Origin of the sequence: Aeromonas sp. QDB56, assembly GCF_027705505.1 — a bacterium.
GTDB lineage: Bacteria > Pseudomonadota > Gammaproteobacteria > Enterobacterales > Aeromonadaceae > Aeromonas > Aeromonas caviae.
Genome location: NZ_JAPDBZ010000029.1, coordinates 10,236 through 34,770, shown reverse-complemented (window position 1 = coordinate 34,770; position 24,535 = coordinate 10,236). Strand labels below are relative to the sequence as shown.

Below are 24,535 nucleotides of genomic sequence, written 5' to 3'. Positions count from 1 at the left end.
CGCACACGATGCAGTGCTCCCAACGTTTGCTGGCTTTCGGTCTTGGGCGTTACAAACCGCATGGAGGGACGGCAGGCGGCCTCGCAAATAGCTTCAGCATCGATGAAGTCGTTCTTGTTGCTCTTGACGAATGGGCGCACGAATTGAGGCGAAATGAGCTTACTCTCATGCCCAAATTCAGCCAGCCGACGAGCCATGTAATGGGCTCCGGCACATGCCTCCATGACGATGGTGCATACAGGAAAAGTTGCGAGGGATTCGATGAGCTTTGTCCGGTTGAACTTCTTGCGAAGAAGAGCCTTGCCGAACCGGTCTTGACAGTGAATGTGAAAAGAGTGTTTACCGAGATCAATACCAATAAGCGCAACGTTTTCCATGATGGCCTCTCCTGAAAGAAAAACACCCTGTCAGCGTACCGCTCACAGGGTGGGGGTGACCATCTCATTAGACCCCGCACATTGGCGGGGTCTTTGTTACAACCGGGATGGCACCAGGCAGAGGGCGCTCAGCCGCGTTTGGCCTGCTTTTGCGCAATGGCGTCGGCGACGTCGGCCGGGTCCAGCACAATGCCTTCCTGATCCGGCGTCGGGAACACGGCCACGCAGAGATCATCCTGCTCCATGCCGTCCACCCAGCGATCCAGCCACACCTTGAGGGTGATGGACTGCGGCTTGCACTCGGCCCACTCCCCTTCGGCCCAGGCCTTGGCGTAGTCGGGATGCGGCCATACCGGGATGCAATCTTCCTCTTCGGTCGTCAGCATCATGACGCCGTGTTCGTCGGTCAGGACAAACAGCTCTTCGTGCTCGACCAGCTTGCTGATGAAGTGATCAAAGCGGTAATCGGCGTTCAGTTGCAGCGCGGCATTGCGCTCGGTGTCGCTAAGTTCATAGCTCATCGGTCAAGTCTCTCGTTCAATAAAGGGCGACATGTTCACATCTTGCCGACCCCTTGTCCAGCAGGAGTAATAGGTCATCCGTCTTTCCATCGCCTCACCCCAGCTCGGGGGTCAACAGCCGGAGTCCCGCGGTCTCACCCAGTCGCTCCCTCAGCCAATAGGCGGACTCCACCTCCACAAAGCAGAGCTGATCCCGCCCCGCAGCGACCCCCACCATGATCTGCTCAAGCCGTGCTTGCTGGGCGGCACTCCAGGCAGCAACCAGCTTGCCGCCATGGGCCTCGTCCACCACCTCACGGCGTAGCTCGAACAGGTTATCGGTGATCGGGCTGTTTATCTTGCTCGGGTGGCGCCAGTACATCTGCAGGTTGTCCAGCATCTCCTCATCGTAACTTGCCAGCGCATCGAGCTCCGGCGTCTCTTTGCTCTGGGCCGCGAACTCGCACCAGCCTGCCGACAAGGTAGCCAGACTCTGGGCATCCTTGCCATGCTGACGCAGGGTCGTCACGTCTTCCCCACGAATGGCCGGCAGCCAGAGATCTCCTTGATGTTGCGCTAGGAGAGGGAGCAGCAAGGAGGGAGCATAAACAGGAAAACGGGGACCCAGAGAGTGCAGCAGAGAGACCAGAGTAACAGTGATCATGAGACGCGCCTTGAACAAGATGACCTGGCATCACGCCTGGTCATGAGGGTGAACGAGGGTGCCATTCTAGCATGTTTGCCTTGCTGGGGGCGTTTGCGTCCAGCCGGACCGGTGATAGATAGCGTCCAAAAAAGCAGCGTTTGAACCAGAGCGGCCCCGATAAAGGCCAATTGTTTGAGCCAGCGCCCACTAAAGAGGCACCGGGGATGCTAGGTTGCATACATCTTTAGCGTAAGGAGTGCATCCATGAGTGGGATCAACCAGGTTTCTGACGATTTTGTGAATGAGCTGAAAATACTGGCGTGTTTTGATCCGGCCAACATGAGCCTGGGGATCAAGCTGCGCAGCGACATGTCGGAAGCGCTTTGCCAGGCGGCAGCGCGCCTGCACAGCCAGGGCCTGATCACCGCGGCAGATGGCGGCTATCTGACCCCTTTCGGCATGACCATGCTGGAGCATCTCCAACACCTGCTGGTCGCACTCAAGCCGAATTGAGCGGTTGTGGTGCCCAGAGCGAGAAGTTGAGCAACTCCCAGCGCTCTCCTTGTCGCAGCAGACAAGCAAACAGCAAAGGACCTTCGGGTCCTTTTATCTTGCCATCGACCAGCCACTCTCCCGCCCGTTTTGGCACCGGCTGTACCCTGATCTCATCGGGTTTCACCGCGTTTCCCAGGCGAACATGTACAAACTGTTGACACACGGACACGGCATCATTCACCGCAGGATCCGGCGTTGGCGGGCTGGCCTGACCGGTCAACGCCACGGTCAGCAAGAGGGATGCGAGCAGGGTCATGACGCGTATTGATGAAGCCATGAAAACAAAAAGCCGTGGCACCAGAGGTACCACGGCTTTCTTAAATTCTGCAAGAATTACAGAGCAGTTACGTTCTCAGCCTGCGGGCCTTTTTGACCTTGGGTCACAGAGAACTGTACGCGCTGACCTTCAGCCAGGGTACGGAAGCCGTTACCTTGGATAGCGCTGAAGTGAACGAAAACGTCCGGGCCGTTTTCTTGCTGGATGAAGCCAAAACCTTTGGTTTCGTTGAAAAACTTAACGGTACCGGTGATCATGTTAGACATATCTTTAAACCTGTATTCAAAATAATTACTTATGCTTTTCAGCGGGTAAAGCTCAAAAAACGGGATTACTTATGAACAACAGGAAAAGATGTAAAACATCATATTCATTGACATAACTATCGCCTTTTCAAGCTGGTTAACATTATACGTGCCTTTGTCGATTACGCAAACAAATTTGTACCCCGCCAGCGGCGGGGTACAGCGGGTCAGACCTGTGCCGACTCCAGTGCCTGGACCAAGGCTTTGAGGAAGCGAGCCGCCTCTCCACCGGTGCAGGCTCTGTGGTCAAACGTCATCGACAAGGGAAGTGCACGCACCGGGCGCGCCTCACCGTGGATGAACACCACCTTCTCGAACAACTTGCCCGCACCTATGATGGCCACCTGGGGTGGTGTGACGATGGGGCTGGCGTAACGGCCAGCGATGGCGCCAAAGTTGGTGAGGGTGATGGTTGCCCCCTGCAGCATTTCCCGCGGCACGGCACGGGCCTTGACATCGGCGATCATCCGATCCAGTCCCTGCCGTATGTCAGCCGAGTCCCGTTCAGCCACGTTCTCCATCACGGGCACATAGAGCCCATGCTTGGAGTCAACCGCGATGGCCACATTGACCTCCCTGAACAGACGCCGCGACAGGGTCTCTCCGTCAAACCACGCATTCATGGAGGGTTCGGCCCGACACGCCACGCCGATCGCCTTGATAAGGCGCACAGTCACATCTTCATCCGGGCGCCAGTGGCGCAAGTCCACTTCGTCGGTGATGCTCACCGGCACCACAGTCCGGTGCGAGAGCTCCATCGCCTTGGCCATGGCCCGGCGCGAGCCTTTCAGGAATTCGTTGCCGCTCTCCTGCTGGGCCTCGAACGCCTGCTGCACATCCTGCTCGGTCACCATGCCAGCGCTGCCGGTTCCCTTGACCTTGTCGATATCCAGCCCCAGTTTTTGCGCCAGCAGACGGACCGCTGGCATGGCTTGCACCAACGTACCGCCGGGCGCCATGGCCCCCACCACGAAATGATCCTCGATATGCTGCTGATGGGCGCTGACCTTGCCAACGACGGTGCCGTCATCCTCGCCCCCTTCAAACTCCACCAACGGTGCCCCGATGTGGAGGATGTCCCCCTCCTGCCCGCACAATCTGGCGATGACCCCGGCCACCGGCGAGGGCACATCCACCAACGCCTTAGCCGTCTCCACCGACAGCAGTACCTGATCTACCTGCACCGTATCACCGGCGCTCACCTTCCACTCGACGATCTCGGCCTCGGCCAGTCCTTCGCCCAGATCCGGCAATTTGAAAAATTTCATGACCTGCTCTCCCTCTGCTGGGACATCACCAAACATTGACAGACACCATGGAGCCCTGTGGCCCAGGCACTTGCGCATCCGTACCTGTCGCGCGTCATAGCCACTGGTTCTCCATCAGTTGCCGAGCTGCCTGCGCGATCTCCTGCTCGGTGATGAGGTAATACTCCTCGTTGCGATAGTAGGGGACGGCGGCATCCACGCCGGTGAGGCGTCTTGGCGGCGCCTTGAGGGCAGTCATCGCCTCTTCGGTCACCTGGGACACGATTTCGGCCCCCACCCCAAAACTGCCACAGGCTTCGTGTACTACCAGCAACCTCCCGGTCTTGCGTACCGAGGTCAGGATGCTCTCCATGTCCAGGGGTTTGATGGTGGCAAGATCCAGCACCTCGCACTGGATGTCCTGCTCCGCCAGCAGGTTCGCCGCCCGCATGACTTCCTGGATGCAGGCTCCCCAGGCCACTACAGTGATGTCCCGGCCGGGACGCAGGGTAAAGCAGACATCCAGCGGCAGGCCGATGCCGTCATCCACCACATCCGACTTCATGGAGCGATAAATGCGATCCGGCTCGAAGAACATCACGGGATCCGGATCCCGAATAGCCGACAGCAGCAGGCCGTAAGCTCGCTTCGGGCTCGAAGGGATAACGACCCGCAGCCCGGGGATATGGGCAAACAGGGCCTCGACGCTCTCGCTGTGGTGCTCGGGCGAATGGATGCCGGCGCCGTAGGGGGAGCGGTAGACGATGGGACAGGTGACACGGCCACGGGTCCGGTTTCGCATCCGTGCCGCCTGGCAGATGATCTGCTCCATGCCCGGGAAGATGAAGCCCTGGAACTGGAACTCGGCCACGGGTTTGAGCCCCTGGGTCGCCATGCCCACCGCCACTCCGGCGATGAGCCCTTCGGCCAGCGGCGTATCGATGACCCGCTTGAACCCGAATTTATCGCGAAGCCCCACTGTGGCGCGAAACACACCGCCGTTGACCCCCACATCCTCCCCCAGTACCACCACATCAGGATCGCGTGCCATCTCGTGGTGCAACGCCAGATTGATCGCTTCGAGCAGCGTGATATCGCTCATAGTCCCTCCCCGCTCTGCTGCATGCCCTTGGCGATGATGCGTTGACGCTGGGCAAGATAGGCCTTCGGCAGCTCGGCAAACTGGTAATCGAGCAGGGTCTCCGGCGCCTGGGGCGTGATGGCCTCGTAGGCGGCAACGGCGCGTTCCACTTCCCGGCCCGCCTCTGCCAGCAGTGCCTGTTCCTGCTGCTCATCCCACCAGTCCCGTTCAAACATGAACTGGCGCAGCCGCTTGACCGGTTCCCTGGCCCAGGCCGCTTCCACCTCGGCGCCGTCACGATAGCGAGTCGCATCATCGGCGGTGGTGTGATCCCCGAGCCGGTAGCTGACGGCTTCGATGAGCGTCGGCCCCTTGCCGCTGCGAGCCCGCTCGACGGCGGCGCGGGTCGCCTCATAGACCGCCACCACGTCATTGCCGTCCACCTGGAGGCTGCGCACCCCGGCCCCTATGCCCTTCTGGGCCAGGGTGGGCGCGCTCGACTGCAACTTGCGCGGCACCGAGATGGCCCACTGGTTGTTGTTGATGATCATCACCATGGGGAGATGCCAGACACCGGCACAGTTGAGCCCCTCGAGGAAGTCTCCCTTGGACGTGCCGCCATCGCCGATGGTCACCACGGCGACCCTGGGCTGGTTGCGCAGCTTGAAGGCGGCCGCGATGCCGGCAGCATGGGTGATCTGGGTGGCGATGGGAACGCAGATGGGCAAGTCTTCCGACAACTCGCCATCGGCCTTGTAGAAGACACTGCCCCGTTCATCGCCGCCCCAATACTGCAGGTTCTGCTCCATGGGCACGCCCCTCACGTAGAGAGTGGGCATGTCCCGGTAGTAGGGCACATAGACATCCTCTGGCTGCATGGCGAGCCCGACACCGATCCCCACCGCTTCCGCCCCGAGATGGGAGGGAAAGGTGCCGAGTTTGCCGGTTCGCTGCAGTACTATCGCTTTCTTGTCGTAACTGCGCACCATCACCATGTTGCGGTAGAAGGTGTGCAGCATCGCCTTGTCCAGCCAAGTCGGCAGTGTCGCGACCGGGCGCCCCTCCTCATCGAGGTAACGAAGGAAGGGAATGTCGACATGGGTCATAACTGGCTCCTTGCCGTTGTCAGCGTCACCACCATGAGGTGACATTTAAAATGTAAACAATATGTTAACTAAAGGGCAACGAGATTCATCCAGGTAAGACCAGTAGAAACTTCTTTAATTTCAGAAAGAAGATGAGATTTTCGGCGAGCAGAAACGAAGAAGGGAGCCCTTTCGGGCTCCCTGTCGGAGCGGGTTCGGGATCACGCCCGTATTTGGCACGCCGCCAAGGGCGCTGGATTGGCGTGAAAAAATGGGCTCAGATCACTCCCACAAACGGGTCGGCACCACCAGCAGCATGGTACGTTGGCCGATGGCCACGTTGGCGTTGGGGAAGACCACCGCTTCCCGCGGTTTCTCTACCCTGTATTGCCGATCTCCGTCTTCCGCCAGCACAAACCCCTGGGGAAATTCGGTGAAATTGTCCACATCGCTGGCAAACAGGAAACGAAACGCGGCCGTTTGCTTGTTGATCACCCGATCGATGGCAAAAATCGTGAAGTCATCCGCCCGCCAGGGCTCGAGCACGACCTCATCCTGGGTCACCAGCTCCTGCAACGCCTGACGCGCCTCGATGAAGCGGGTCATGTCGTTCTCGCCAAAGGGGCGCACCTTGCCGAGCTCCACCGTGAAGGCATGGGCGCCATGCTGATGCGAGCTGTAATAGCTGAAGGTGGTGGTCGGGCCGCTCGAGAGCAGTATGGTGCGCACCCCGCAGGCCCCGAGGAACTGCACCTGCTCCTTGCAGTGCGGCCGCTCGTGGGGGAAGGGGTAGACCGCAAACTTCTCGTGGCGGGAGCCGCGAATGGCGGTGTGCAGATCGTAGTGATAACGGGGCCTGGCGGGGTCGGCAAAGAAGCGGCTCACATACTGCTCCAGACGCATGGCGCGAATGCGCTCCCTGTTGCACAGCCCCTCCCCCTTGCTGTGAGCGCCCGAGAAGAGCCGGTTCATGTTCTCTTCCACCTCTCGCACCCCCTGGTTCATGGCGGCGGGGTTGCCAAAGAGGAACAGCACCCGGTGGCAGGCCTGGATCTCCCCGCTGAGCAGCCGGGTCAGCAACTGGTTGCAGATCTCGATGGGGGCGGTTTCGTTACCATGAATGCCGCAGGAGAGCACTATGTCCTTGCGCCCGCCAGGCGACGTCCCTGTGGGCTCCAGGCAGAGTACGCCAGTGTCCCACACACTCACCCGGGTGCCGTTGGCCAGGTCGAAGGCAAAAGGATCGAGCTGCCACTCGTGGCGGCGGGTCAGAGCCAAAAAGTCATGCTGGGGAATCATCCATCTCACCCTCTTGTCTGGAATGCTATGGCCGGATTATACGCAAGGCAGCCGGGCTTAAAATCAGTTTTTAAACAAATTCAAACAGTAAGGATACAAAGTTGGCGAGGGATGATGACAAATCATGCCGCAGGGGGCAAACAGAAGGAAAAACAGACAAGGGGGAAAACAGGAAGCGGCAACAGGGGAAAAATCGGGCCCGTCTGGGGGCGAAGAGCATCAGGCAGAGCAGTTCAGATCAGCAAGAAAACGAGGCATCCATGCCCGGCTGATCAACCACGCCAGAACGGCTTGGTGGTCTCTTGATAGCGGTCGGCTTCGTTTAGACCGATGTCCTTGAGCAGGTAGGCGGGCAGCTCGGAGAGCTGGCGACGACTGCGGCTGCGTTCCAGCCAGGTCAGGACGGTCATCTTGACGCGAGCAACCAGATTCGATTCGCTGGAATGCTGGTAACCGGCTTCGGTATAAGTCATGTTGGCCATGATATGGCTCCTCTCTCTAGTTCTGCGCAAGGCTCGGATTTGATGCGCAAAGCTTAGTCAGGGCGAGGAGGTGCCTCAATTGACGAATTTTGATACATGAGATTAGTAAAAGTAATGGCTGATCTCGTCATGGGGTGAAACACAACCAATTGATTTATATATGAAATATTGGAAAGACATTCCCTCATCCAACCCGGCAGCATTTTCTCCTGCCGCATCGACCTCTAACTATGCAGTTTCCCACGTTAGCTATGCACAGCTCGAGTTGCAGGCAGGACGCCATCCCCTCTGCCTCGCTGTCAATTGTTAATGATTGGATCACTTAAAGATCGTTATTTAACAATGTGATACCGATCGACAACCTCCGAAGCGCGGCCACAGCTGCCGCCCCCGGATGGCACTTGAAAGGCGGCACTTGGCGCCTTCCCGTCATACTGGTATGGTTATTTATACAGTGGTTCAATCATGCTCCCAGCTCGCCACCTTTCGGGTGACGGATTGGGGAAACAGACAGGATATGCCGATGGACACCTTTACCCCCACCGCCGCCCTGCGTCAACAGATGGACGAACTGGAAGACGCCCTTACCCGTCTCGCCAGACAGCTCGGCCAGCTCCCATTGCTGGAGGCCCATGTCTATCCCCTGCCCGCCGTGCCACAAGGGGAAGAGCACGATCCCATCGAGGCCATCGACGTGGGCTATCTCTCGGGGGAGGCGGCGCTGGCCGCCACCCTGACCGCCTATCAGGATCACAGCGCCCGCCCCGGCTGCTCCACCAAGGCGACTCACCGGCTGCCTGGCTGGTTGCGCTTCCCCGCCGCCTGTGCCTCCCTGTTGCAGCCGCTGCTCGACGAGATCAACAGCCACAAGCTCGCCTTCAAGGCCCTGGTACAGGCCGCCGGCGGGCGGGATGAGAAGTTCGAACTGGTGCACAGCGCTCTACCCGGGGTCATCACCCTGCAGGTCTATCGCAAGCTCACTCTGCTCACCGGAGAGCTGCATTCCCTCGGCTTCACCTGGGCCGATAAGCAGAGCATCAGCCGCCTCAGCCGCGAGCAGGTGCTGGAAATGCTGGAGCGCAGCCGCCGCTATGTGCCGGCACTCTCCAGCAACGAGGAGTGGAGCAAAATGGTGGATCAGGAGGTGTATGACATCCGACGCCTACCGGCGGATGTGCAGCTGCGGATCCGCCGGCCGGTCAAGACCCATCCCATGATCAACCTGCTCTGGCAGGACAGGGCGCCGCGCAAGCAGCAGCTCAAGGCGAGCCTGCCCCTGCTGCTCTGCTCGGATACCCAACCCGCCGTCACCCATCTGGGCCACTATCCGCCCAAGCTGCGCCAGGCGCGGCGGGATCGCAAGATTGGCGGCGAAGCCATCATAGAGCGGCTACACCTCTATCGTTATCATGGCTAGCGCCTCCTGGCCAGAGCCATGAGCCCCTGAAACAGAGAGGGGGATGGCCACCAGGACCATCCCCCTCTCGCACACAGGCAACCAGCACAGCTCCTAGCTCATCAGCAGGGCGCGCAAGCTCTCCACATCCAGGCCGCGCACCTCGGACTGGCCGCTCAAGAGGCCATCGGCCAGGGCCCGCTTCTCGTCGTGCAGCGCCACTATCTTCTCTTCCACCGTCTGCTCACACACCAGTCGATAGACGGTCACCGGCTGGGTCTGCCCCATGCGATGGGCCCGATCGCTCGCCTGATCCTCCACCGCCGGGTTCCACCAGGGATCCAGGTGCAACACGGTATCGGCCTGGGTCAGGTTGAGACCCGTGCCCCCCGCCTTGAGGCTGATGAGGAACAGGGGAACAGGGTCGTGACGGAACCGCAGGATGGACTCCTGACGGGACTTGGCGGAGCAACCTCCGTCCAGGTAGCAGTAGTCCCATTGCCGCTGCTCGATGCGGGCCCGCAGCAGGCTCAGCAGATCGACAAACTGGCTGAACACCAGCACCCGGTGCCCGCCATCGATGGCCTCATCCAGCAGCGCCATGGCCTCGTCCAGCTTGCTGCTGGTCTGGGACCACTCAGGCATCACCAGCTCGGGGGAGCAGCAGAGCCGTCGCAGGCGGGTCAGGCCGCTCAGCACGTGCATCAGGGCACGGCCATCGGCGCTTTGCACCTGCTGCACTACCTCGCGCCGGGTCGCCTCGTAGAGCTGACGCTCTTCCGGGGAGAGGCTGATGTGATGAATGATCTCGGTCTTGTCCGGCAGTTCGGTCAGCACCTGCTGCTTGAGGCGGCGCAGGATGAAGGGGCTGATCACCGCCCGCAGCAACGCCATGTGCTGAGGATCCTTCACCGCCTTGCCGAAGCGGCGCTTGAACTCGCCGAGGCTGCCGAGCAGGCCCGGGTTGATGAAGGTGAACAGGCTCCACAGCTCCCCCAGGTGGTTCTCGATGGGGGTACCGGAGAGGGCCAAGCGAAAATCCCCCTCGAGCTGGAACAGCAGCTTGGCACGCTGAGTGCCGGCATTCTTGATCTGCTGCGCCTCGTCCAGCACCATGCTCGCCCAGCGGCGGGACTTGAGGGACTGGGCCAGGCTGCCGAGCATGCCGTAGTTGACCAGGATGATCTGGCCGGCCTTGGCCTCCTGGATCAGGGTCTCCCGCTCGGCGGGGTTCTCGAACACCACCACCTCCAGCTCGGGGGCGAACCGAATCACCTCCTCCTGCCAGTTGGTGACCACGGATTTCGGCACCACCACCAGGGCGGGGCCGAGGTGCTGACGCATGCGCAGCACCATGAGCGCCTGCAGGGTCTTGCCCAGGCCCATGTCGTCGGCGAGGCAGGCGCCGAAGCCGTGGTGAGCCAGGGTCGCCATCCAGCGCACCCCCTCCTTCTGATAATCCCGCAGCGCCGTCAGAAGCTCGGGCGGGCACTCCACCTCCTGCTGCCACTCCTGTTGCAGCGCATCCCAGGAGCCATCCCCGGCCGTGGTCACCGCCGACAGCAGGCGGGCCAGGGGGTAGGCCAGCTTGTTGTTGATGCGCTGCTCGGTGTCCAGCATGGCCCCCAGCATGGTGAGGCGCTCCACCAGCTTGTCGCTCAGCATCAGGCTGGTCTTCTCGTCGAGTTGAACCGTGCGCTGGCCCGGGGTGAGCTGGCGCAAAATAAGGCGCAAGTCGAGGATCTGGTGCTCGTCCAATGCCAGCGCACCCTCCACCTGGAACCAGTCCTGGCGACGTTCGATGCGCAGGCTCAGGGCCGCCTCGTCGAGGCTCTTGAGGCGGGCGCTGTCCTGATGCCAGTGAACGACCACTCCGGCGTCCACCAGCTCGGGCAGCGCATTGACCAGGGTCAGTGCCTGCTCACCGTCCAGCTTCCATTCGTTGCCCGGCAGGCCGATGGGTAGCTGGTTGCGCAGCGACTGGGCCTCGGCCTTCTCGGCGGCCAGATCCCGCTGCCAGTAGTGATAGTCCCTGACGCTCTGGCGCACTATGGCCTCCCCCTTGCCAAGGGGCAACGGCGGCAGTTCCCCCTCCCGGGTCACCAGCTGGACTACCAGCTGACCATCCTGCCAGTCCAGCTGGACCGAAGGCACCCCGGGCCAGGGGGTCAGCTCGGCATTGCCACCGAGCCCAACCACCTGGCTGTGCCAAGGCAGCTCGGGAATGGCATCCAGGGTGCGTTGCAGCTCGGCAAGCCCGTCCGCTGGCAGCAGCGGTATGGATTCCAGCGCAGGCAGTCTGTCCAGCAGCGCCTGAGGGGTCAGGATGAGCTGCCACAGATCCTGGGCCAGGGGCACGATGTGCGCCCCGCGCGCCGCGGCGGCCGGGCTCAGGACGGCGCTCATGCCCTGCTCGGTGGCGACGATTTGCAACAAGGGGGCACTGATGGCCAGTTGCAGTTTCTGTCCCTTGGCGTTGAACAGGCGCGGATGGCTGGCCAGGGGGGCCCAGGCGTCTCGCGGCAGCTTGCTCATGCCCCGTGGCAGGGTGCGCACCAGGGCCCAGTCCGCCTCGTCGAGCAGGGCGGCATACTGGGTGGAGAGCAGGGCCGGATCGACCCGGCGTCCGGCGGTCCACTCCCCCTTGGTGCTCTGCTTCTGGATCTTGCACTCGAGCTCGGGCCCTTCCGCATGGAGCAGCCAGACCAGCCGCTCCTGCGCCTTGCGCACGCCGCTGGAGCGCCCCAGCCCCTGCAGCCAGTTGAGCCAGCTGGCCGAGGCGGGGGTCTTGTCGTCATCGTCTGCATCGCTGGCCGCCTCGGGGGCCGAAGTGGCACGCAGTTGCTGCAACGGGGGACGCTCGGCCCCCAGCCCCAGCAAGAGACGCAGCAGATCCTGGCAGAAAGCCATCAGACGATGACGGGGTTCGGCCTCCAGCACGTGGGAGAGATCCCACTTGTGCAGTATGGCCACCTGGGGGCTCTGCTCGCCGTGGCGCGCGAGGGCGCAGAGATCGAGCCAGAGGTAGCCCCAGTGGAGCTCCTCCAGCGGCAGTTGCAAGGTATCGAACAGGCCGACCGCCTGACCGTGGCGATCACCGGCCCACTGTCCCAGCAGATCCGAAAGCAGGGGGAAATGGTTGCCAAGGCTGCGCTGCCACTTCTTGCGTTGCTCGCTGGCGAGCACGGGATCCGCCTGCTGCAACCAGCCGAGCCAGAGCAGGGCGCTGAACATCCTGGGCCAGGACCCGGCCCCCTCCTGCACCTGCCACTGCCCAAGCGCCCTCTGGAGCCGTTCGGCCAGGGTCTGTTCATCCTCCCGCGCAGCCAGTTGTTGCAGCGACGGCCAGTGAGTGGTCACCTCGCCGGTCAGCGGTCCGCAGAGCCACGCCCACTCGGTGGCCAGCGCCTCGACCCGCGCCGCCAGTGCAGGGGCGCAAGGGGTGACCAGGAACGCCAGCGGCCAGCTCGCCTCCGGCTCGGCATCCAGCAGGGTCTGCAGGGCGAAGTGTTCGAGCAGCAGGGTTTGCCAGGCGGGGCTGGAGCCAGGCAGCAGGCGATGGGCGTCGGGCAGATCCAGCAGGCTCAGGAGCTCCGCGCTCTGGTAATAGGCCGGGATCTGCCCCGCCTCCCCCAGGCAGAGCTCGCGCACCACCCCTTGTGCCACCTCCTGCACCGTGACCGAGGGCACCCGGCGCCAGTCCGGCATGGGGCAAGCCCCCGAGCGTACCGCCAGGATCAGGGTCAGGGTCCCCTCCGCCGTCAGGCTCCACTGCTGCTCCGTGCGCTGGCGGATCAGCCCCAGCCGCTCCAGCCGGTTCAGGGTGTCGGTCAGCGAATGCTGCCCATGCAGCGTGTCTTGCAGGTAACGGGTGCTGGCGGCGCGCTGCAGTTGCAGCTCGCAGAGAAGGGCATGGCAATCCGAAGAGAGGGTGAAGGCTGACATCAGAACTCACGGGCAGATGCAAAGGCGGAATTTTAACGGGAAAGCGGCGGCGGCTCGACCCTTAAGCGCGAATTAGCACAAAAAAAGCGGCGCAGGGATCTGGAGGCGCCGCAGCGCCTCTTGATTGAGCCAGGAGTCACCCTCAGCCTTCGAGCCGTGCCAGGCGGGATTCCAGCGCCTGCAACTGCGACTTGAGGCGCTCGACTTCCTCTTCCAGCTGGCTCAGGCGATCGGCGGCAGGAGAGGCGTGGCTGACTGCCGGTGCGCTCTGTGCCAGGGCCTCCAGGTCTATCTCCCCGCCGAACAGGTGGGCGTAGCGGGACTCTCGCTTGCCCGGCTCCCGGGGCAGCTTGACCACATAGGGCCCCCGCTCGACGAGGCCGGCCAGCACGGCATCCACCTCGGTCACGTCGTCGAAACTGCACAGGCGATTGGTGCGCGAGCGCAGTTCACCCGGGGTCTGCGGGCCGCGCAGCAAGAGTTCGCAGACAATGCCGAGCTCCTGGGCCGTGAACTTGAGCTCGCCAAATTCGGTGTTGCAGAAGCGGTGCTGATAGCGCGGCACCCGGGCGTTGAAACCGGCGGTATTGACCACCAGGCGGCGGCGGATCAGCTCGTCGATCACGGCGCGGATGTCCAGCTCGGCGAGCTCCAGCACGGGCTCGCGGTTGCTCTTCTGGTTGCAGGCGTTGACCAGCGCATTGAGCGAGAGAGGGTACTGATCCGGCGTGCAGATCTCTTTCTCTATCAGGCAGCCGATCACGCGGGCCTCTAATGAGCCTAGTACTATCTCCATGTCATACTCCCTTGCCAAACAAGACGTTAAGACGGTTATCTTAACCAAGGCGCTTGCGCCGTCCAGCAGATAACCCCATTTTTGCGAGCCGATGAAACCCTTGCTGCAACCTTGTACAGCAAAACGGCCGCGGTGCGCGGGCGAGGTGAACGGATGGCCGGGAGCCTCTTTGGCAACCAGCCCCCTCCCCCTTCAACGAGGCGGGCACAAAAACCATCACGGCCGCAAAGGCGGCCGTGATGGTAGACAGATTGAAACGGCCCTCACGAAGAGGGCTTGCGCTCCAGGGTCGCGGCAACGGATCTCGCCGCCGAGCCGGTGAGCAAGGGCTCACCCGGATAAAGCACCAAGGCCTCGGCCCGCAGGCGATCGGCCTCCTCACGCCGCCCCAGGGCATTGAGGGCGATCACCATGTTGGCGTAAATATTGGCCCTGGGGGTATGGCGCACGAACCCCTGCCCCCAGTCGAGATAGGCCTCCAGTTCCCCCTTGTTGTTGCTCTGCAGGCCCACCATCAGCCGCACCGCGTTCACGTCAAACTCCACCCGGGTCAGCCAGGCCATGGGATTGACGATGTCGAGCAGAAGCGCCGGCTGCTTGTAACCGCCCCGCTCATACTTGGTCACCACCCAGGCGGTGTGCAGGGCCGTCAGCATAAAGGGCACGACAATGAGGGGAATGGCGATGGCCGCGAAGCGCAGCAAGAGCCAGGGGCGACAGACATGCTCCCGCCAGTTGGCGTGGCCGGCCAGCCCCTCCTCCTCCACTTCCGCATCCACCACATGGATGAGCAACAGCAGCGCCCACCACAGGGCAATGGCGTGGTAGAAGGGATATTCGGTCTGGGTATGCAGCAGGATGGGCGTGACCAGGGCCAGCAAGGCCGCCCCCCTGACGATACCAGCACGACCCAGCCGCCACAGCAGGGTGCCCCCCATCAGCACCATGCCGAGCATGGGGGCCAGCCCCCCCTCCACCGCCCAGTAGAGAAACTCGTTGTGGGGGTGATCCAGGTTGTATTCGATCTGCACCATGGCGGGGTTCAGCGCCTTGTCGGCCATGTAGTGCTGCAGAAAAACGGACTCGAAGCTGCCGTAGCCCCAGCCGGTCCAGGGTGCCTCGGCGATGAGCCTGGCAGCATAGGGCCAGTAGACCGAGCGCATGCCGCCGGACTGGTACATCTCCAGTCCCCGCTTTGCCCCCGCCATCCCGTACTGGGAGGCCAGCCCGAGCGCAACCCCCAGGGCCACAAGACCCAGCACCCGGCCCAGCAACCGCTCACGGTGCAACCGGGGCACGAGCAGCAGCAAGGCCAACACCCCGCCGAGTTGCCCCACCCTGGATTGCACCACCACCAGCAGCAGGGACGTTGCCAGGATCACCCCATAGCGCAGCCCCCTGAGCCAGGGATGCCCATGGCCCCGCAGCTCCAGCCAGATGGCCAGCGACAAGCCGGTCGCCATGAAGCTCGCCATCACGTTGGGTTGCTGGAAGATGCCGTAGGGGCGGTTGACCTTGGTGTCATAGCCCAGCCAGTTGCCCGGCACCAGCAGGTAGTACTGCACCAGGCCGAGCAGCGCCTCTATGGCGACGGCACCCAGCAGCAGATAGAGCAGCCGGTCGCGCGCGCCGCGATCCAGCCGCCACTGGTAGAGGCTGGCGAGGAACAGCAGACCGGCAAACAGCCCCAGCAGCCGGGGAATGGCGTAATCCTTGAGCTCGAAGCCGGGATAGGCCATGGGCAGCAACAGCAGCAAGCCGCCAAGCCACAGGGCCGTCAGCAGCGGCGAAGCCATCAGCCGCTGGTTGAGGGTGACCTGCCACAGCCCCAGGGCCATCACCAGGCTCGCGAAGATCCAGCCCCAGGCGTTGAACGGCAGATAGAGCCCGGCCCCGCCGGGGTTGTGCATAAAGAAATGCATGCCCAGCAGCCAGTACAGCACGCTGATCACCCCAAAGGCCCTTGCTGTTGACGTCATCTTCCCTGACCTCCATGCATGCATGTTCATAACACTATCCCCCAGGCAACAAAAAGGGGGCCGAGCCCCCTTTGATGCACTTGGCAACGATTATGCCTGTTCTGGCTCGGGCTTGCGAAACGCATGGCGCACCAGCACTATGCCCACCCCCAGCATGCCGCCGAGCAGGGTGGCCAGCACCACGACCAAGGGGCGCTTGGGCTTGTCACGGCTCTGGGGTTCGTCGGGTGCGTCCAGATAGGAAAATGGACGAAAATCAATCCCCTCCAGAGAGATGCGCTTCAAGCGATCCATCTGTGCCTGCAACTTCTGCAACTCGGGTTGATAGACTGACAGATCAAGGGACTTCAGCAAGGCCAGCTTTTCTTCCAGTCCCTTGGACCCTAGCAAAATGGAGAAACGTTCCTGACTGCTAGTCCGTTCCAACGGCGTACTCACCCCCGCCGCCTTGGCCACACGGTTGGCAAGCGCGACCTCGGAGATCTCCTGCTGCAGGGCACGCTTGGCCTCTTCCTGCATCACGGTATAGCGTGTATTCATCTCTCCCAGTTGCAAATCACGCTGTGCACCTAACCGCTCGATCAATTTCTGCTGTTGCAACTTGACGATGTAACCGACATATCCTTCCAGCATCGCCAGCGACGTTTCCGCGGCTGGAGCCGCAAATGTAATGGCAATCCCCGGCTCTTCTCCCTTCTTATCTACAGGTTTAGCCGTCGCCAGATTGGCCCAGTCACGCAGCCAACGTCTCTGAGCCTTGGCATCCAAAGCTGATTCCTCTATCTGCTCAGTAAACAGCGGGCTGTCTTTCAGGTAATCCCGACGGTTTTCATAAGCGTTGAACTCCTGTACAAATTCCTGATAGAGACTTTTCCCGTCTGGAAACCCTGTGAGCCCCAGTGCAGAGGCTCGTACCGATATCTTATTCAACGGTAGCAAATCTTCCGGCTTGGGGGCAGTGATCACCGCCTTGGCGGACCACTGTTGGGGAGCTGTCAACGCATAACCTACACCCACAGCGGCGAATAACACCGTAATCAGCAAAATTAGCGCCTTCTCACGCCACAACACCAGGATCAGCTCGCGCAGATCGATCTCGTCACCGGAAGAGGCTTGCCAACCCTGGGGCAATCGAGCGTCAACGTTGGGGGTTATCTCTTTGTTGGTCATAACAGTGGTCATTTCCTAATCAGATTAGAGAGTTAATAAAAGGGGCCTGACGATCTTTGTCAGACAAGATCGGGGGCGTATTTTCGATTAGCGGCCAACTAATAGCCAGCGCAAGATCAGCCCAATTAATAGTCCGCTCAAATTCAGGGCGGTAATAGTAGTCGGTGCATTTATAGAGCACCGTCGCCATATCGCTTTGAACATAAAAACCGTGGACAAAGCCGGGGGCTCCAGAGCGACATGGGCGAATCGGCATCAAGGTGCTGCCCAACCCATTGGCCATAGCTGACCCTATTAGGGCGTAGGTCGACCGCCACATCGAAGATACTCCCAGAGATAGGCGCTATCGGGGGCGCTGCGAATGGCTCATCAAGGACGACGAGATGCTGTGGCGCAAAGGGAGCTATGGCGTGTGTTCACATCGTGGGGAGCTGTTTCGACAACGGATACTGTCGTTGGTTGAGACGGCCAAACGCCTGGGACGTTGTCCCCAGGCGTGGCTGCGCGCCATCGTCCGAGCCTGCATCGAGAAAACGGATACCCTCGGCCCATACTAGTCATTGATCCTTCTGTCCATCATCTGGCCCGCCATTCACGGGAAATCACGGGGCATGCCATAAGACAAGTCGCTTAATGCATCGGCTGATGACTCTCTGAATTCAGGAAATCAATGTCCTCGACCACACTCAGGCACGGTTCATCCTCCAAGGTGTTTTTTGCTTGCCACACCAAGTCACAGATCCCATCGGTGGGATTAAAGCCGGTCGGCATACTTAACAGCAGGCTACGGATCTGTTCATGATCAAAGCGGAAACACGCGCTATCGAGCTCGGCCAAAAACGCCCGCAGTTGTGGCCATGGCAGCATTAACTCAGAGGCTTTCATGATCCGGGGGTGGGCAGTGCCCTCAACTTGCTCGCCAATGAGCAGCTCTTCAAACAGCTTCTCACCAGGGCGCAAGCCAGTTATCTTCACTTCAATATCACCAGTGGGGTACTGCTCGCTCTTGAGCTTCAAGCCACTCAAGCGGATCATCCGGTGCGCCAAATCAATGATTTTGACCGGCTCCCCCATGTCCAACACAAACACATCGCCCCCCTGCCCCATCGCACCCGCCTGGATCACCAGCTGCGACGCCTCAGGAATGGTCATGAAATAACGAATGATGTCAGGGTGGGTCAAGGTCAACGGGCCACCATCGCGGATCTGCTTGCGAAACAGTGGCACCACAGAACCAGATGAGCCCAAAACATTACCAAAACGCACCATGCAAAAACGGGTTTGCCGTTGCGCGGCGGCCAACGATTGCAACACCAGTTCGGCCAATCGCTTGGTGGTGCCCATGGTGTTGGTGGGGCGCACCGCTTTATCAGTCGAAATCAACACAAAGGTTTCAACCTTAGCCCTGATGGCTGCCTGAGCGCAATAAAGGGTACCAAACACATTATTTCGCACCCCCTCAACCACGTTGTATTCAACTAGGGGGACATGCTTGTAAGCCGCAGCATGGTAAACCGTCTGGATCTGGAAGGTGCTCATCACCGCTTGCAAGCGATGTTGCCGCTGCACCGACCCCAACAATGGCACTATCTCAACCTGCAACCCTTCTTGCTGACTGATTTCTTGCAGCTCTTTATCAATCGCATACAAACCATATTCAGACAACTCAAACAACACCAATTTCGCGGGCTTGCAACGAATTATCTGACGGCACAATTCAGAGCCGATAGAGCCGCCCGCCCCCGTCACCATCACCCGCTTACCAGATATATTGGCATTGATCAACTCAGGGATCGGAGCAACCGCATCACGCCCCAACAAATCCTCAATGCTGACCTCTTTCAGCTCGTCGATATGAGCATGCCCCTCAACCAAGTCAGCCATACCAGGAATTGACAGTACTTCGCATGGACACTGCTCTAATCGATTGATCACCATTTGCCTGACACTACGCGGAGCACTCGGCATGGCTAGTAATATTTTCTTAATATCAAAATTTTCAATTAACTTTTCAATAGAATCGGCACTGTAAACGTTTATTCCCTGGATCACTGCTTTGACCAAAGCAGGATCATCATCGACAAAGGCCACAGGCAAGTACTCTTGCCCTTGATTCAATGCTAATTGCAACTGCCGTCCAGAAGAGCCTGCGCCATATATCAGCACAGCCACTCGTTGTTGCTTACCACGGACTACCAGTGCGCGAAAGAACAGTCTAGCCCCCCCAACCAGTAATACCGAAAAAGCAAAATAGATAACCGATACCGTTCTAGGAAGCGGAACCTCCATAAAAAACGCCAGCATGACCAAAGACATAGTGGAGAGGAGAACACCGAGAGATACTGTCCACAACACCTTGAAACCAACATATCGTAATACCGCGCGATAAAGCCCTAACCGCATAAATACGAGAATGGTAATTGGCAGCAAAAATGTAAGAATTTGCCAATGCGATAAGCTTTGCAATGGAATATTGGCATCCAGCCTTACCCAATAACTCCCCCAAAAAGCCAAGCAGAGTAATAATAAATCTACAAAAATACTAACAACCTGCTTATAAACTCGGGGAATAGCCAAGAAGTAATTCAACATAATGGCACCATTTAGTTAACAACGGTGAAGAAGATCAAACAGAACAACTCATGGTAACACTACTTAGACCCAACAGCATCGCCAGCACCGCTACCGGTTGCCGTCATAATGATGTAGCGGAAGTAGCATGCTAACGTCAGGGTATCTATCATCTGCCGATCTGTTTTGGCAAGCAATGCCGGAGTTGACATATCGATATTTTGAACCTGTGCCAAACCGGTAATACCAGGTAATACCTCATACACACCCAATGCATCACGCTCTTTGATCAGCTCCTCCTGATTAAAGAGATTAGGACGCGGCCCAACCAAGCTCATCTCGCCTTTGAGCACATTGATAAGCTGCGGTAGTTCATCAATTTTCGTTTTGCGTAAAAATGCCCCAAGCTTGGTAATGGAACTCGTACTAGCCAAGTGGCTCGCCACAGACTGGGTATCAGTCGACATGGTGCGAAATTTAATTAACTTGAATGGCTTCTTGTAACGCCCCACCCGCTCTTGTACAAAAATAGGCGAACCAGTATCAAACAGGCCGATCAGAGTAACGACCAACAAAACAGGCCAAAGAAATAACAACCCCAAAAAAGCCGCGCAAAAATCAAGCGTTCGAATTAACATTTTCCTTTATCCTTAATAAAACAGCGCCTAATACCTTCCTCTACCGATATCGGTGGTTGCCAACCCAATATCTCTTTGGTATAGCTGATATCAACCAATAGATTGCCACATAATCGCTCAATCACAGCCCGTTTGCCGGTCACCCGTCCCAACAACCTTAACCAACTCATTGGCACTGACAATAACCGTGGCGACTTACCCGCCGCCTGGGTCATCATCACAAGTAATTGGGAGGTTGAAATATCGTTCCCATCACTGACTAAAAATGTTTGATTCACCGCTTGTGGATGACGGATACAGATAATAATAAGATCGACCAGATTATCCAGGGCAACCATACTGCGTTGATTATGAATAGCCCCCAATGGCAACGGTAGATTCTTTTTAGCAATAGCCAGCAATGAAGAAAAATTACCTTTAACTCCGGGCCCATAAACCAGAGGTGGGCGAATAATCACCAGCTCCATGCTGGAATTAGCTGCCAATGTTCGTAGCCCATCCTCAGCGGCTTGTTTCGAACGCCCGTAGGCATCCTCAGGTGCTGCAGCACAATCATGCGTAAAGGGCTGGCTATCGCTGGTCGATTCGCCATTCACTTTAATGGAACTGATAAAGATAAAACGCTTCACGCCCGCGGTAATGGCTTGCCGTGCCAAGTGCAAGGTACCATCAACATTAATATCCCGATAAATATCTATCCCATTATTCGCTGAATCATTCATCACATGCGCTTGCGCGGCACAATGAATGACCACATCAACATCCACCAACGCAGGGGCATAATCCGCCACAGCGCCGATCTCCCCCGTCACATGGCAGATCTCTTGAGCACTGGCATCGACAGCACTGTCAGCATTCACCCCCACCGGAGCACGGCGACCGTAGGTACGGACGGCCACATCAGGTTGCTGCATTAACTGCTTTAACACTGCATTACCCACAAACCCGGTGGCACCGGTTAGTAATATTGTCATTTTTTTGACTCTAAAAATGTATCAATTATCTGTTGTGCGGCGGCTTCTACTGAAAAGTTAGCTTTAAGCGTTTCATAACCACGCATACCCATTTCAACGCGCAATGCTTTATCTTTTAAAAGATTAATTGCCGCCGTTAACAATTCTTCATCTTCACCATTAATACAAGCCCAACCGGCACCTTGGCCATTAATGAAATCTATTACATCATTACCTTTATTAACACTACCCAGAATAGGCAAAGACTGAAGCATATAACCAAGCAACTTTCCAGGGAAGTTATGCGCCTTATGTGTTTTAGCTAATGAAAACAAACCAATATCAACCTGCGTCAAAACTTCCTTGTAGGCATCTTGATTGATTGAAGGAAGCAGCGTTAGGTTGTTAAGGCTTTCAACAGTTATAGCCTGCTTGACCAACGCAAATTCATCGCCTTGTCCAATAAACAAAAAGTGGGCATTTGAATATGGTGCCATATTCTTGACCAAACGCAATAAATTACGCATATCTTGCGCGTGACCGATATTCCCACCATAAAAGAATATGACTTTGTCATTTAAATCATATGTTTTTCTGATGTCTATAAGCTGTGACGAACGACTGACTGGATTAATATCAGCCCAGTTCCTTAATACCTGTAAATTATTGTAGTAAGGATGCAGCACCCTAAAATAATCAACGTTAGCAGGTGACATTAAACCAATGCAGTCGGATGCATTGTAATTGAATTTTTCAAAAAAACGGAAATATGAAGCAACGGGTGACTTAGCCGAAATTAACCCTTCATCGATTACCCATTGTGGGAACATATCTCGCAGCACTAAATAATTGAATGTTTTCACTTTACGTTTGAACCAATGCATTAGTGGACCAAAAAAAATAGTTGGAGAATAATTAATGCATAGTTCGAATGAAGATACATCCTTGACATTTTTAATTGCTAAAAAAGCGTTAAGCGATAGCAGTGTTTCGCTTATCACTCTTTTAACCTTGCCCTGCCCCCGCATAGGTGGGTTACGAAAACGCCATATTTCTACACCATCTAAATAATCGACCTGAAGGCGTTTGGTTTGTTTACCATGGCTAGGTGTAATTATTATCGGCTCATGACCAAGCCTTTTAAGCTCTAATGCTAATTCATGGAACATTTTGGCATGCACTAAAGTACTATCAGGTAAATAATCATCAGGGAACAGGGCAATCTTCACAGCGACTTTCTCCAAACCACTCGATTAACATAATCGGTGTAGCTTAAAATGGTGCGCAGCACTTTGTCTGATACATTCGGTGCAATGTAATCTTGTACCTTATTGATCAAGCGCGTTGCCCCACGCGGCTGCTGCCCCAAAATTTCAATTGCTTGCAGGATACGATCAACACTCATGCCAGTGAACATCACAGCCCCTTCTTCAAATCCTTCTGGGCGCTCCTGTGCTTCTCGAATATTGATGGCAGGGAAGTTCAAGATGGATGACTCTTCCGTAATGGTACCGCTATCGCTTAGCACTACCTTGGCATCCATCTGCAGACGAACATAATCACTAAAACCAAGTGGCTTTAACAAATTAACTAAAGGATGGAAAGTTAAATTCAATGCTTCAATTTTTTTGCGAGTACGCGGATGAGTCGAAACAATAATCGGATATTGGTATTTTTCTGCAAGTTCGTTTAATACCCTCACATAACTGTGAATATTTCTATCTGAATCCACATTCTCTTCACGGTGCACACTCACCAAAAAGTATTTCCCCTTAGTGAGTGAAAGGCGAGTTACCACATCGGCAGCGTGAATTTTATCGTGATAAAACGCCAGCACCTCATCCATCGGGCTACCGGTTTTAACAATTAAGTCAGGCTTAATTCCCTCGTTTAACAGATATTCACGCGCAATATCACTATAAGGCATATTCACATCAGAAATGTGATCCACTATTTTTCGGTTAATCTCTTCCGGCACCCGCAAATCAAAGCAACGGTTACCTGCTTCCATATGGAAGATCGGGATTTTCTTACGCTTGGCAGAAATAGCCGCCAAGGCACTATTGGTATCACCCAAAATAAGGAGTGCATCCGGTTTTAAATCGGCAAATACCTTATCTGACTTGCTGATTACTTGTGCCATGGTTTCGGCGGCGCTGCTACCGGCACACTCTAAAAAAACATCTGGTGCCCGAATACCTAAATCATCAAAAAAAATTTGATTGAGCTCATAATCATAATTCTGACCGGTATGCACCAAGGTATGATCACAAAACTCATCTAGCTTGGCGATAGTGCGCGACAGGCGAATAATTTCCGGGCGAGTACCAACAATGGTCATCACTTTTAGTTTTTTTTGCATGGCACATACCTTATCAAATAATCGTTATGCATAAATTCAATCAACTCATGCCAGCTGGGCACAGTCAAATTCAGCGCTTGACGCAGGCGGCTAGAATCGAGCGACCGATCAATCACCAGTTGGGTTGACTCATTAATCTCAATTTCTTTGCCATAAATGTCGGCCACCAACGAGATTAAACTGTGCTTATCAATCGGCTCAACCGATAGATGATACAACCCGCAGATCTCAGGCTTGTTCAGAATGTTATCAGCCAGTAGTTTGGCGATATAGCAAGTAGGCAATCCAGAAAACACCGCTTTGGAAAAACCATTCACAGTACCGGATTGGCTTAAAAACCAATCAACCAAGCTCACGGAAGAATCCAACTCATGGCCAATGATCGAGGTGCGCAAGGTTAGGTGGCGACCATAGTTAACCTCACCTAGGCACTTAGATTTGCCATACAGATCCGTTGCGGTCGGCAAGTCAGTTTCCTGATACATGCCTTGCTTTCCATCAAACACACAGTCGGTCGAAAAATGGATTAACCGCGCATCATATTGGTCACACAAAGCTGCCAATTGATGTGGCAACAGGGCATTGATTTCAATCGCTGCCACATGCTGCTTGGCAATATCGTGCTGCTTAATCAAGCCAATGCAATTGATCACCACCTCTGGCTTGGCAGTGACAATCGCCTGTTCAATGCTAGCGATATCGGTGACATCAATACCATGCAACAGTTGCTTCTGGTAATGTGTAAAAAAAGCCGCCTTGCCGGTTAAGCTACGCAGTGTGCCCGTAACGTTCAATACTGGGTTATCAGCCAAATTGCTAAACAGGCTGTAACCCAACATGCCGGTAGCACCCAGGATTAACACATTCACCG

General features: G+C 57.1%; 22 protein-coding genes and 2 pseudogenes. 3 read left to right on the top strand and 21 right to left on the bottom strand.

The annotated features are described in order from the left end of the window. The 3 genes from OKB81_RS07115 to OKB81_RS07105 all read right to left on the bottom strand — a co-directional run. The coding region (locus OKB81_RS07115; RefSeq protein ID WP_270805186.1) for a transposase at positions 1 to 377 on the bottom strand (377 nt) is incomplete at its 3' end. 128 nt (positions 378 to 505) lie between these two features. Next, positions 506 to 898, bottom strand: coding sequence for a DUF2750 domain-containing protein (locus tag OKB81_RS07110; RefSeq protein ID WP_010675308.1), 393 nt, complete (start codon positions 896 to 898; stop codon positions 506 to 508). A gap of 94 nt (positions 899 to 992) precedes the next feature. Next, the gene (locus OKB81_RS07105; protein WP_045524136.1) at positions 993 to 1,541 is read right to left on the bottom strand and encodes a hypothetical protein; all 549 of its coding nucleotides are present in this window, start codon (positions 1,539 to 1,541) and stop codon (positions 993 to 995) included. Positions 1,542 to 1,787: 246 nt separating this feature from the next. Here OKB81_RS07105 and OKB81_RS07100 point away from each other — a divergent pair, with 246 nt between their 5' ends. Further along, positions 1,788 to 2,036: a TIGR02647 family protein gene (locus OKB81_RS07100; RefSeq protein WP_010675310.1), complete on the top strand. Its 249-nt coding sequence runs from the start codon at positions 1,788 to 1,790 to the stop codon at positions 2,034 to 2,036. On the opposite strand, the gene OKB81_RS07095 is transcribed toward OKB81_RS07100, so the two are convergent. The 7 genes from OKB81_RS07095 to OKB81_RS07065 all read right to left on the bottom strand — a co-directional run bounded on the left by OKB81_RS07095 (position 2,023) and on the right by OKB81_RS07065 (position 7,854). Beyond that, on the bottom strand, positions 2,023 to 2,334 hold the full coding sequence (locus OKB81_RS07095) for a hypothetical protein (RefSeq protein ID WP_103260431.1): 312 nt from the start codon (positions 2,332 to 2,334) through the stop codon (positions 2,023 to 2,025). The genes OKB81_RS07100 and OKB81_RS07095 overlap by 14 nt on opposite strands. Before the next feature lie 77 nt (positions 2,335 to 2,411). Continuing rightward, on the bottom strand, positions 2,412 to 2,621 hold the full coding sequence (locus OKB81_RS07090) for a cold-shock protein (protein ID WP_005302803.1): 210 nt from the start codon (positions 2,619 to 2,621) through the stop codon (positions 2,412 to 2,414). A gap of 206 nt (positions 2,622 to 2,827) precedes the next feature. Next, on the bottom strand, positions 2,828 to 3,928 hold the full coding sequence (locus tag OKB81_RS07085; protein WP_053288328.1) for a dihydrolipoamide acetyltransferase family protein: 1,101 nt from the start codon (positions 3,926 to 3,928) through the stop codon (positions 2,828 to 2,830). A gap of 94 nt (positions 3,929 to 4,022) precedes the next feature. Continuing rightward, positions 4,023 to 5,009 (bottom strand): alpha-ketoacid dehydrogenase subunit beta, encoded by a 987-nt coding sequence (locus OKB81_RS07080; protein WP_052814703.1) that lies wholly within the window; start codon positions 5,007 to 5,009, stop codon positions 4,023 to 4,025. Then, positions 5,006 to 6,094, bottom strand: a complete 1,089-nt coding sequence (pdhA, locus tag OKB81_RS07075; RefSeq protein WP_270805185.1) for a pyruvate dehydrogenase (acetyl-transferring) E1 component subunit alpha — start codon at positions 6,092 to 6,094, stop codon at positions 5,006 to 5,008. The genes OKB81_RS07080 and pdhA overlap by 4 nt, the downstream gene beginning before the upstream one ends. A 261-nt stretch (positions 6,095 to 6,355) precedes the next feature. Next, positions 6,356 to 7,372: a succinylglutamate desuccinylase gene (gene astE / locus OKB81_RS07070; RefSeq protein ID WP_270805184.1), complete on the bottom strand. Its 1,017-nt coding sequence runs from the start codon at positions 7,370 to 7,372 to the stop codon at positions 6,356 to 6,358. Positions 7,373 to 7,644: 272 nt separating this feature from the next. Next, complete coding sequence (locus OKB81_RS07065) at positions 7,645 to 7,854, bottom strand: DUF1127 domain-containing protein (protein ID WP_010675316.1); 210 nt, start codon at positions 7,852 to 7,854, stop codon at positions 7,645 to 7,647. A gap of 523 nt (positions 7,855 to 8,377) precedes the next feature. Here OKB81_RS07065 and OKB81_RS07060 point away from each other — a divergent pair. Continuing rightward, positions 8,378 to 9,271 carry a DNA replication terminus site-binding protein gene (locus OKB81_RS07060; RefSeq protein ID WP_270805183.1) on the top strand — a complete coding sequence of 298 codons (894 nt, stop codon included), beginning with the start codon at positions 8,378 to 8,380 and terminating at the stop codon, positions 9,269 to 9,271. A 93-nt stretch (positions 9,272 to 9,364) separates the two neighbouring features. Here OKB81_RS07060 and OKB81_RS07055 read toward each other — a convergent pair whose 3' ends face one another. The 5 genes and pseudogenes from OKB81_RS07055 to OKB81_RS07035 all read right to left on the bottom strand — a co-directional run bounded on the left by OKB81_RS07055 (position 9,365) and on the right by OKB81_RS07035 (position 17,466). Continuing rightward, a complete protein-coding gene (locus OKB81_RS07055; RefSeq protein ID WP_270805182.1) occupies positions 9,365 to 13,195 on the bottom strand; it encodes a DEAD/DEAH box helicase in 3,831 nt (1,276 codons plus the stop codon). A 142-nt stretch (positions 13,196 to 13,337) separates the two neighbouring features. Further along, the gene (locus tag OKB81_RS07050) at positions 13,338 to 13,991 is read right to left on the bottom strand and encodes a YceH family protein (protein WP_270805181.1); all 654 of its coding nucleotides are present in this window, start codon (positions 13,989 to 13,991) and stop codon (positions 13,338 to 13,340) included. 263 nt (positions 13,992 to 14,254) lie between these two features. Next, positions 14,255 to 15,970 (bottom strand): PglL family O-oligosaccharyltransferase, encoded by a 1,716-nt coding sequence (locus tag OKB81_RS07045; protein WP_270805179.1) that lies wholly within the window; start codon positions 15,968 to 15,970, stop codon positions 14,255 to 14,257. A gap of 90 nt (positions 15,971 to 16,060) precedes the next feature. Further along, entirely contained in the window at positions 16,061 to 17,140 is a 1,080-nt protein-coding gene (locus OKB81_RS07040; RefSeq protein ID WP_270805178.1) for an LPS O-antigen chain length determinant protein WzzB, read from the bottom strand. 19 nt (positions 17,141 to 17,159) lie between these two features. Then, positions 17,160 to 17,466: pseudogene (locus OKB81_RS07035) on the bottom strand (dTDP-4-dehydrorhamnose 3,5-epimerase family protein). A gap of 12 nt (positions 17,467 to 17,478) precedes the next feature. Here OKB81_RS07035 and OKB81_RS07030 point away from each other — a divergent pair. Beyond that, positions 17,479 to 17,697 (top strand): annotated as a pseudogene (locus OKB81_RS07030) (IS66 family transposase); the annotation flags it as partial. A gap of 73 nt (positions 17,698 to 17,770) precedes the next feature. Here the strand turns inward: OKB81_RS07030 and OKB81_RS07025 are convergent. The 6 genes from OKB81_RS07025 to OKB81_RS07000 are packed head-to-tail and all read right to left on the bottom strand — an operon-like array spanning position 17,771 to position 24,533. Next, the gene (locus OKB81_RS07025; protein WP_270805176.1) at positions 17,771 to 19,732 is read right to left on the bottom strand and encodes a polysaccharide biosynthesis protein; all 1,962 of its coding nucleotides are present in this window, start codon (positions 19,730 to 19,732) and stop codon (positions 17,771 to 17,773) included. A 59-nt stretch (positions 19,733 to 19,791) separates the two neighbouring features. Beyond that, positions 19,792 to 20,349, bottom strand: coding sequence for a sugar transferase (locus OKB81_RS07020; RefSeq protein ID WP_244060774.1), 558 nt, complete (start codon positions 20,347 to 20,349; stop codon positions 19,792 to 19,794). After that, on the bottom strand, positions 20,343 to 21,323 hold the full coding sequence (locus OKB81_RS07015; RefSeq protein ID WP_270805175.1) for a UDP-glucose 4-epimerase family protein: 981 nt from the start codon (positions 21,321 to 21,323) through the stop codon (positions 20,343 to 20,345). Before OKB81_RS07015 ends, OKB81_RS07020 begins: the two co-directional genes overlap by 7 nt. Beyond that, positions 21,320 to 22,531 (bottom strand): glycosyltransferase family 4 protein, encoded by a 1,212-nt coding sequence (locus OKB81_RS07010; RefSeq protein ID WP_270805174.1) that lies wholly within the window; start codon positions 22,529 to 22,531, stop codon positions 21,320 to 21,322. Before OKB81_RS07010 ends, OKB81_RS07015 begins: the two co-directional genes overlap by 4 nt. Next, on the bottom strand, positions 22,528 to 23,664 hold the full coding sequence (gene wecB, locus OKB81_RS07005) for a non-hydrolyzing UDP-N-acetylglucosamine 2-epimerase (RefSeq protein ID WP_270805173.1): 1,137 nt from the start codon (positions 23,662 to 23,664) through the stop codon (positions 22,528 to 22,530). The genes OKB81_RS07010 and wecB overlap by 4 nt, the downstream gene beginning before the upstream one ends. Continuing rightward, positions 23,649 to 24,533 carry a dTDP-4-dehydrorhamnose reductase family protein gene (locus tag OKB81_RS07000; RefSeq protein WP_270805171.1) on the bottom strand — a complete coding sequence of 295 codons (885 nt, stop codon included), beginning with the start codon at positions 24,531 to 24,533 and terminating at the stop codon, positions 23,649 to 23,651. Before OKB81_RS07000 ends, wecB begins: the two co-directional genes overlap by 16 nt. Positions 24,534 to 24,535: the final 2 nt, after the last annotated feature.

Coding starts and splice junctions, on each gene's coding strand:
- OKB81_RS07110 (WP_010675308.1), bottom strand. CDS start 898: ATGAGCTATGAACTTAGCGACACCGAGCGCAATGCCGCGCTGCAACTG.
- OKB81_RS07105 (WP_045524136.1), bottom strand. CDS start 1,541: ATGATCACTGTTACTCTGGTCTCTCTGCTGCACTCTCTGGGTCCCCGT.
- OKB81_RS07100 (WP_010675310.1), top strand. CDS start 1,788: ATGAGTGGGATCAACCAGGTTTCTGACGATTTTGTGAATGAGCTGAAA.
- OKB81_RS07095 (WP_103260431.1), bottom strand. CDS start 2,334: ATGACCCTGCTCGCATCCCTCTTGCTGACCGTGGCGTTGACCGGTCAG.
- OKB81_RS07090 (WP_005302803.1), bottom strand. CDS start 2,621: ATGTCTAACATGATCACCGGTACCGTTAAGTTTTTCAACGAAACCAAA.
- OKB81_RS07085 (WP_053288328.1), bottom strand. CDS start 3,928: ATGAAATTTTTCAAATTGCCGGATCTGGGCGAAGGACTGGCCGAGGCC.
- OKB81_RS07080 (WP_052814703.1), bottom strand. CDS start 5,009: ATGAGCGATATCACGCTGCTCGAAGCGATCAATCTGGCGTTGCACCAC.
- pdhA (WP_270805185.1), bottom strand. CDS start 6,094: ATGACCCATGTCGACATTCCCTTCCTTCGTTACCTCGATGAGGAGGGG.
- astE (WP_270805184.1), bottom strand. CDS start 7,372: ATGATTCCCCAGCATGACTTTTTGGCTCTGACCCGCCGCCACGAGTGG.
- OKB81_RS07065 (WP_010675316.1), bottom strand. CDS start 7,854: ATGGCCAACATGACTTATACCGAAGCCGGTTACCAGCATTCCAGCGAA.
- OKB81_RS07060 (WP_270805183.1), top strand. CDS start 8,378: ATGGACACCTTTACCCCCACCGCCGCCCTGCGTCAACAGATGGACGAA.
- OKB81_RS07055 (WP_270805182.1), bottom strand. CDS start 13,195: ATGTCAGCCTTCACCCTCTCTTCGGATTGCCATGCCCTTCTCTGCGAG.
- OKB81_RS07050 (WP_270805181.1), bottom strand. CDS start 13,991: ATGGAGATAGTACTAGGCTCATTAGAGGCCCGCGTGATCGGCTGCCTG.
- OKB81_RS07045 (WP_270805179.1), bottom strand. CDS start 15,970: ATGACGTCAACAGCAAGGGCCTTTGGGGTGATCAGCGTGCTGTACTGG.
- OKB81_RS07040 (WP_270805178.1), bottom strand. CDS start 17,140: ATGACCAACAAAGAGATAACCCCCAACGTTGACGCTCGATTGCCCCAG.
- OKB81_RS07025 (WP_270805176.1), bottom strand. CDS start 19,732: ATGTTGAATTACTTCTTGGCTATTCCCCGAGTTTATAAGCAGGTTGTT.
- OKB81_RS07020 (WP_244060774.1), bottom strand. CDS start 20,349: ATGTTAATTCGAACGCTTGATTTTTGCGCGGCTTTTTTGGGGTTGTTA.
- OKB81_RS07015 (WP_270805175.1), bottom strand. CDS start 21,323: ATGACAATATTACTAACCGGTGCCACCGGGTTTGTGGGTAATGCAGTG.
- wecB (WP_270805173.1), bottom strand. CDS start 23,664: ATGCAAAAAAAACTAAAAGTGATGACCATTGTTGGTACTCGCCCGGAA.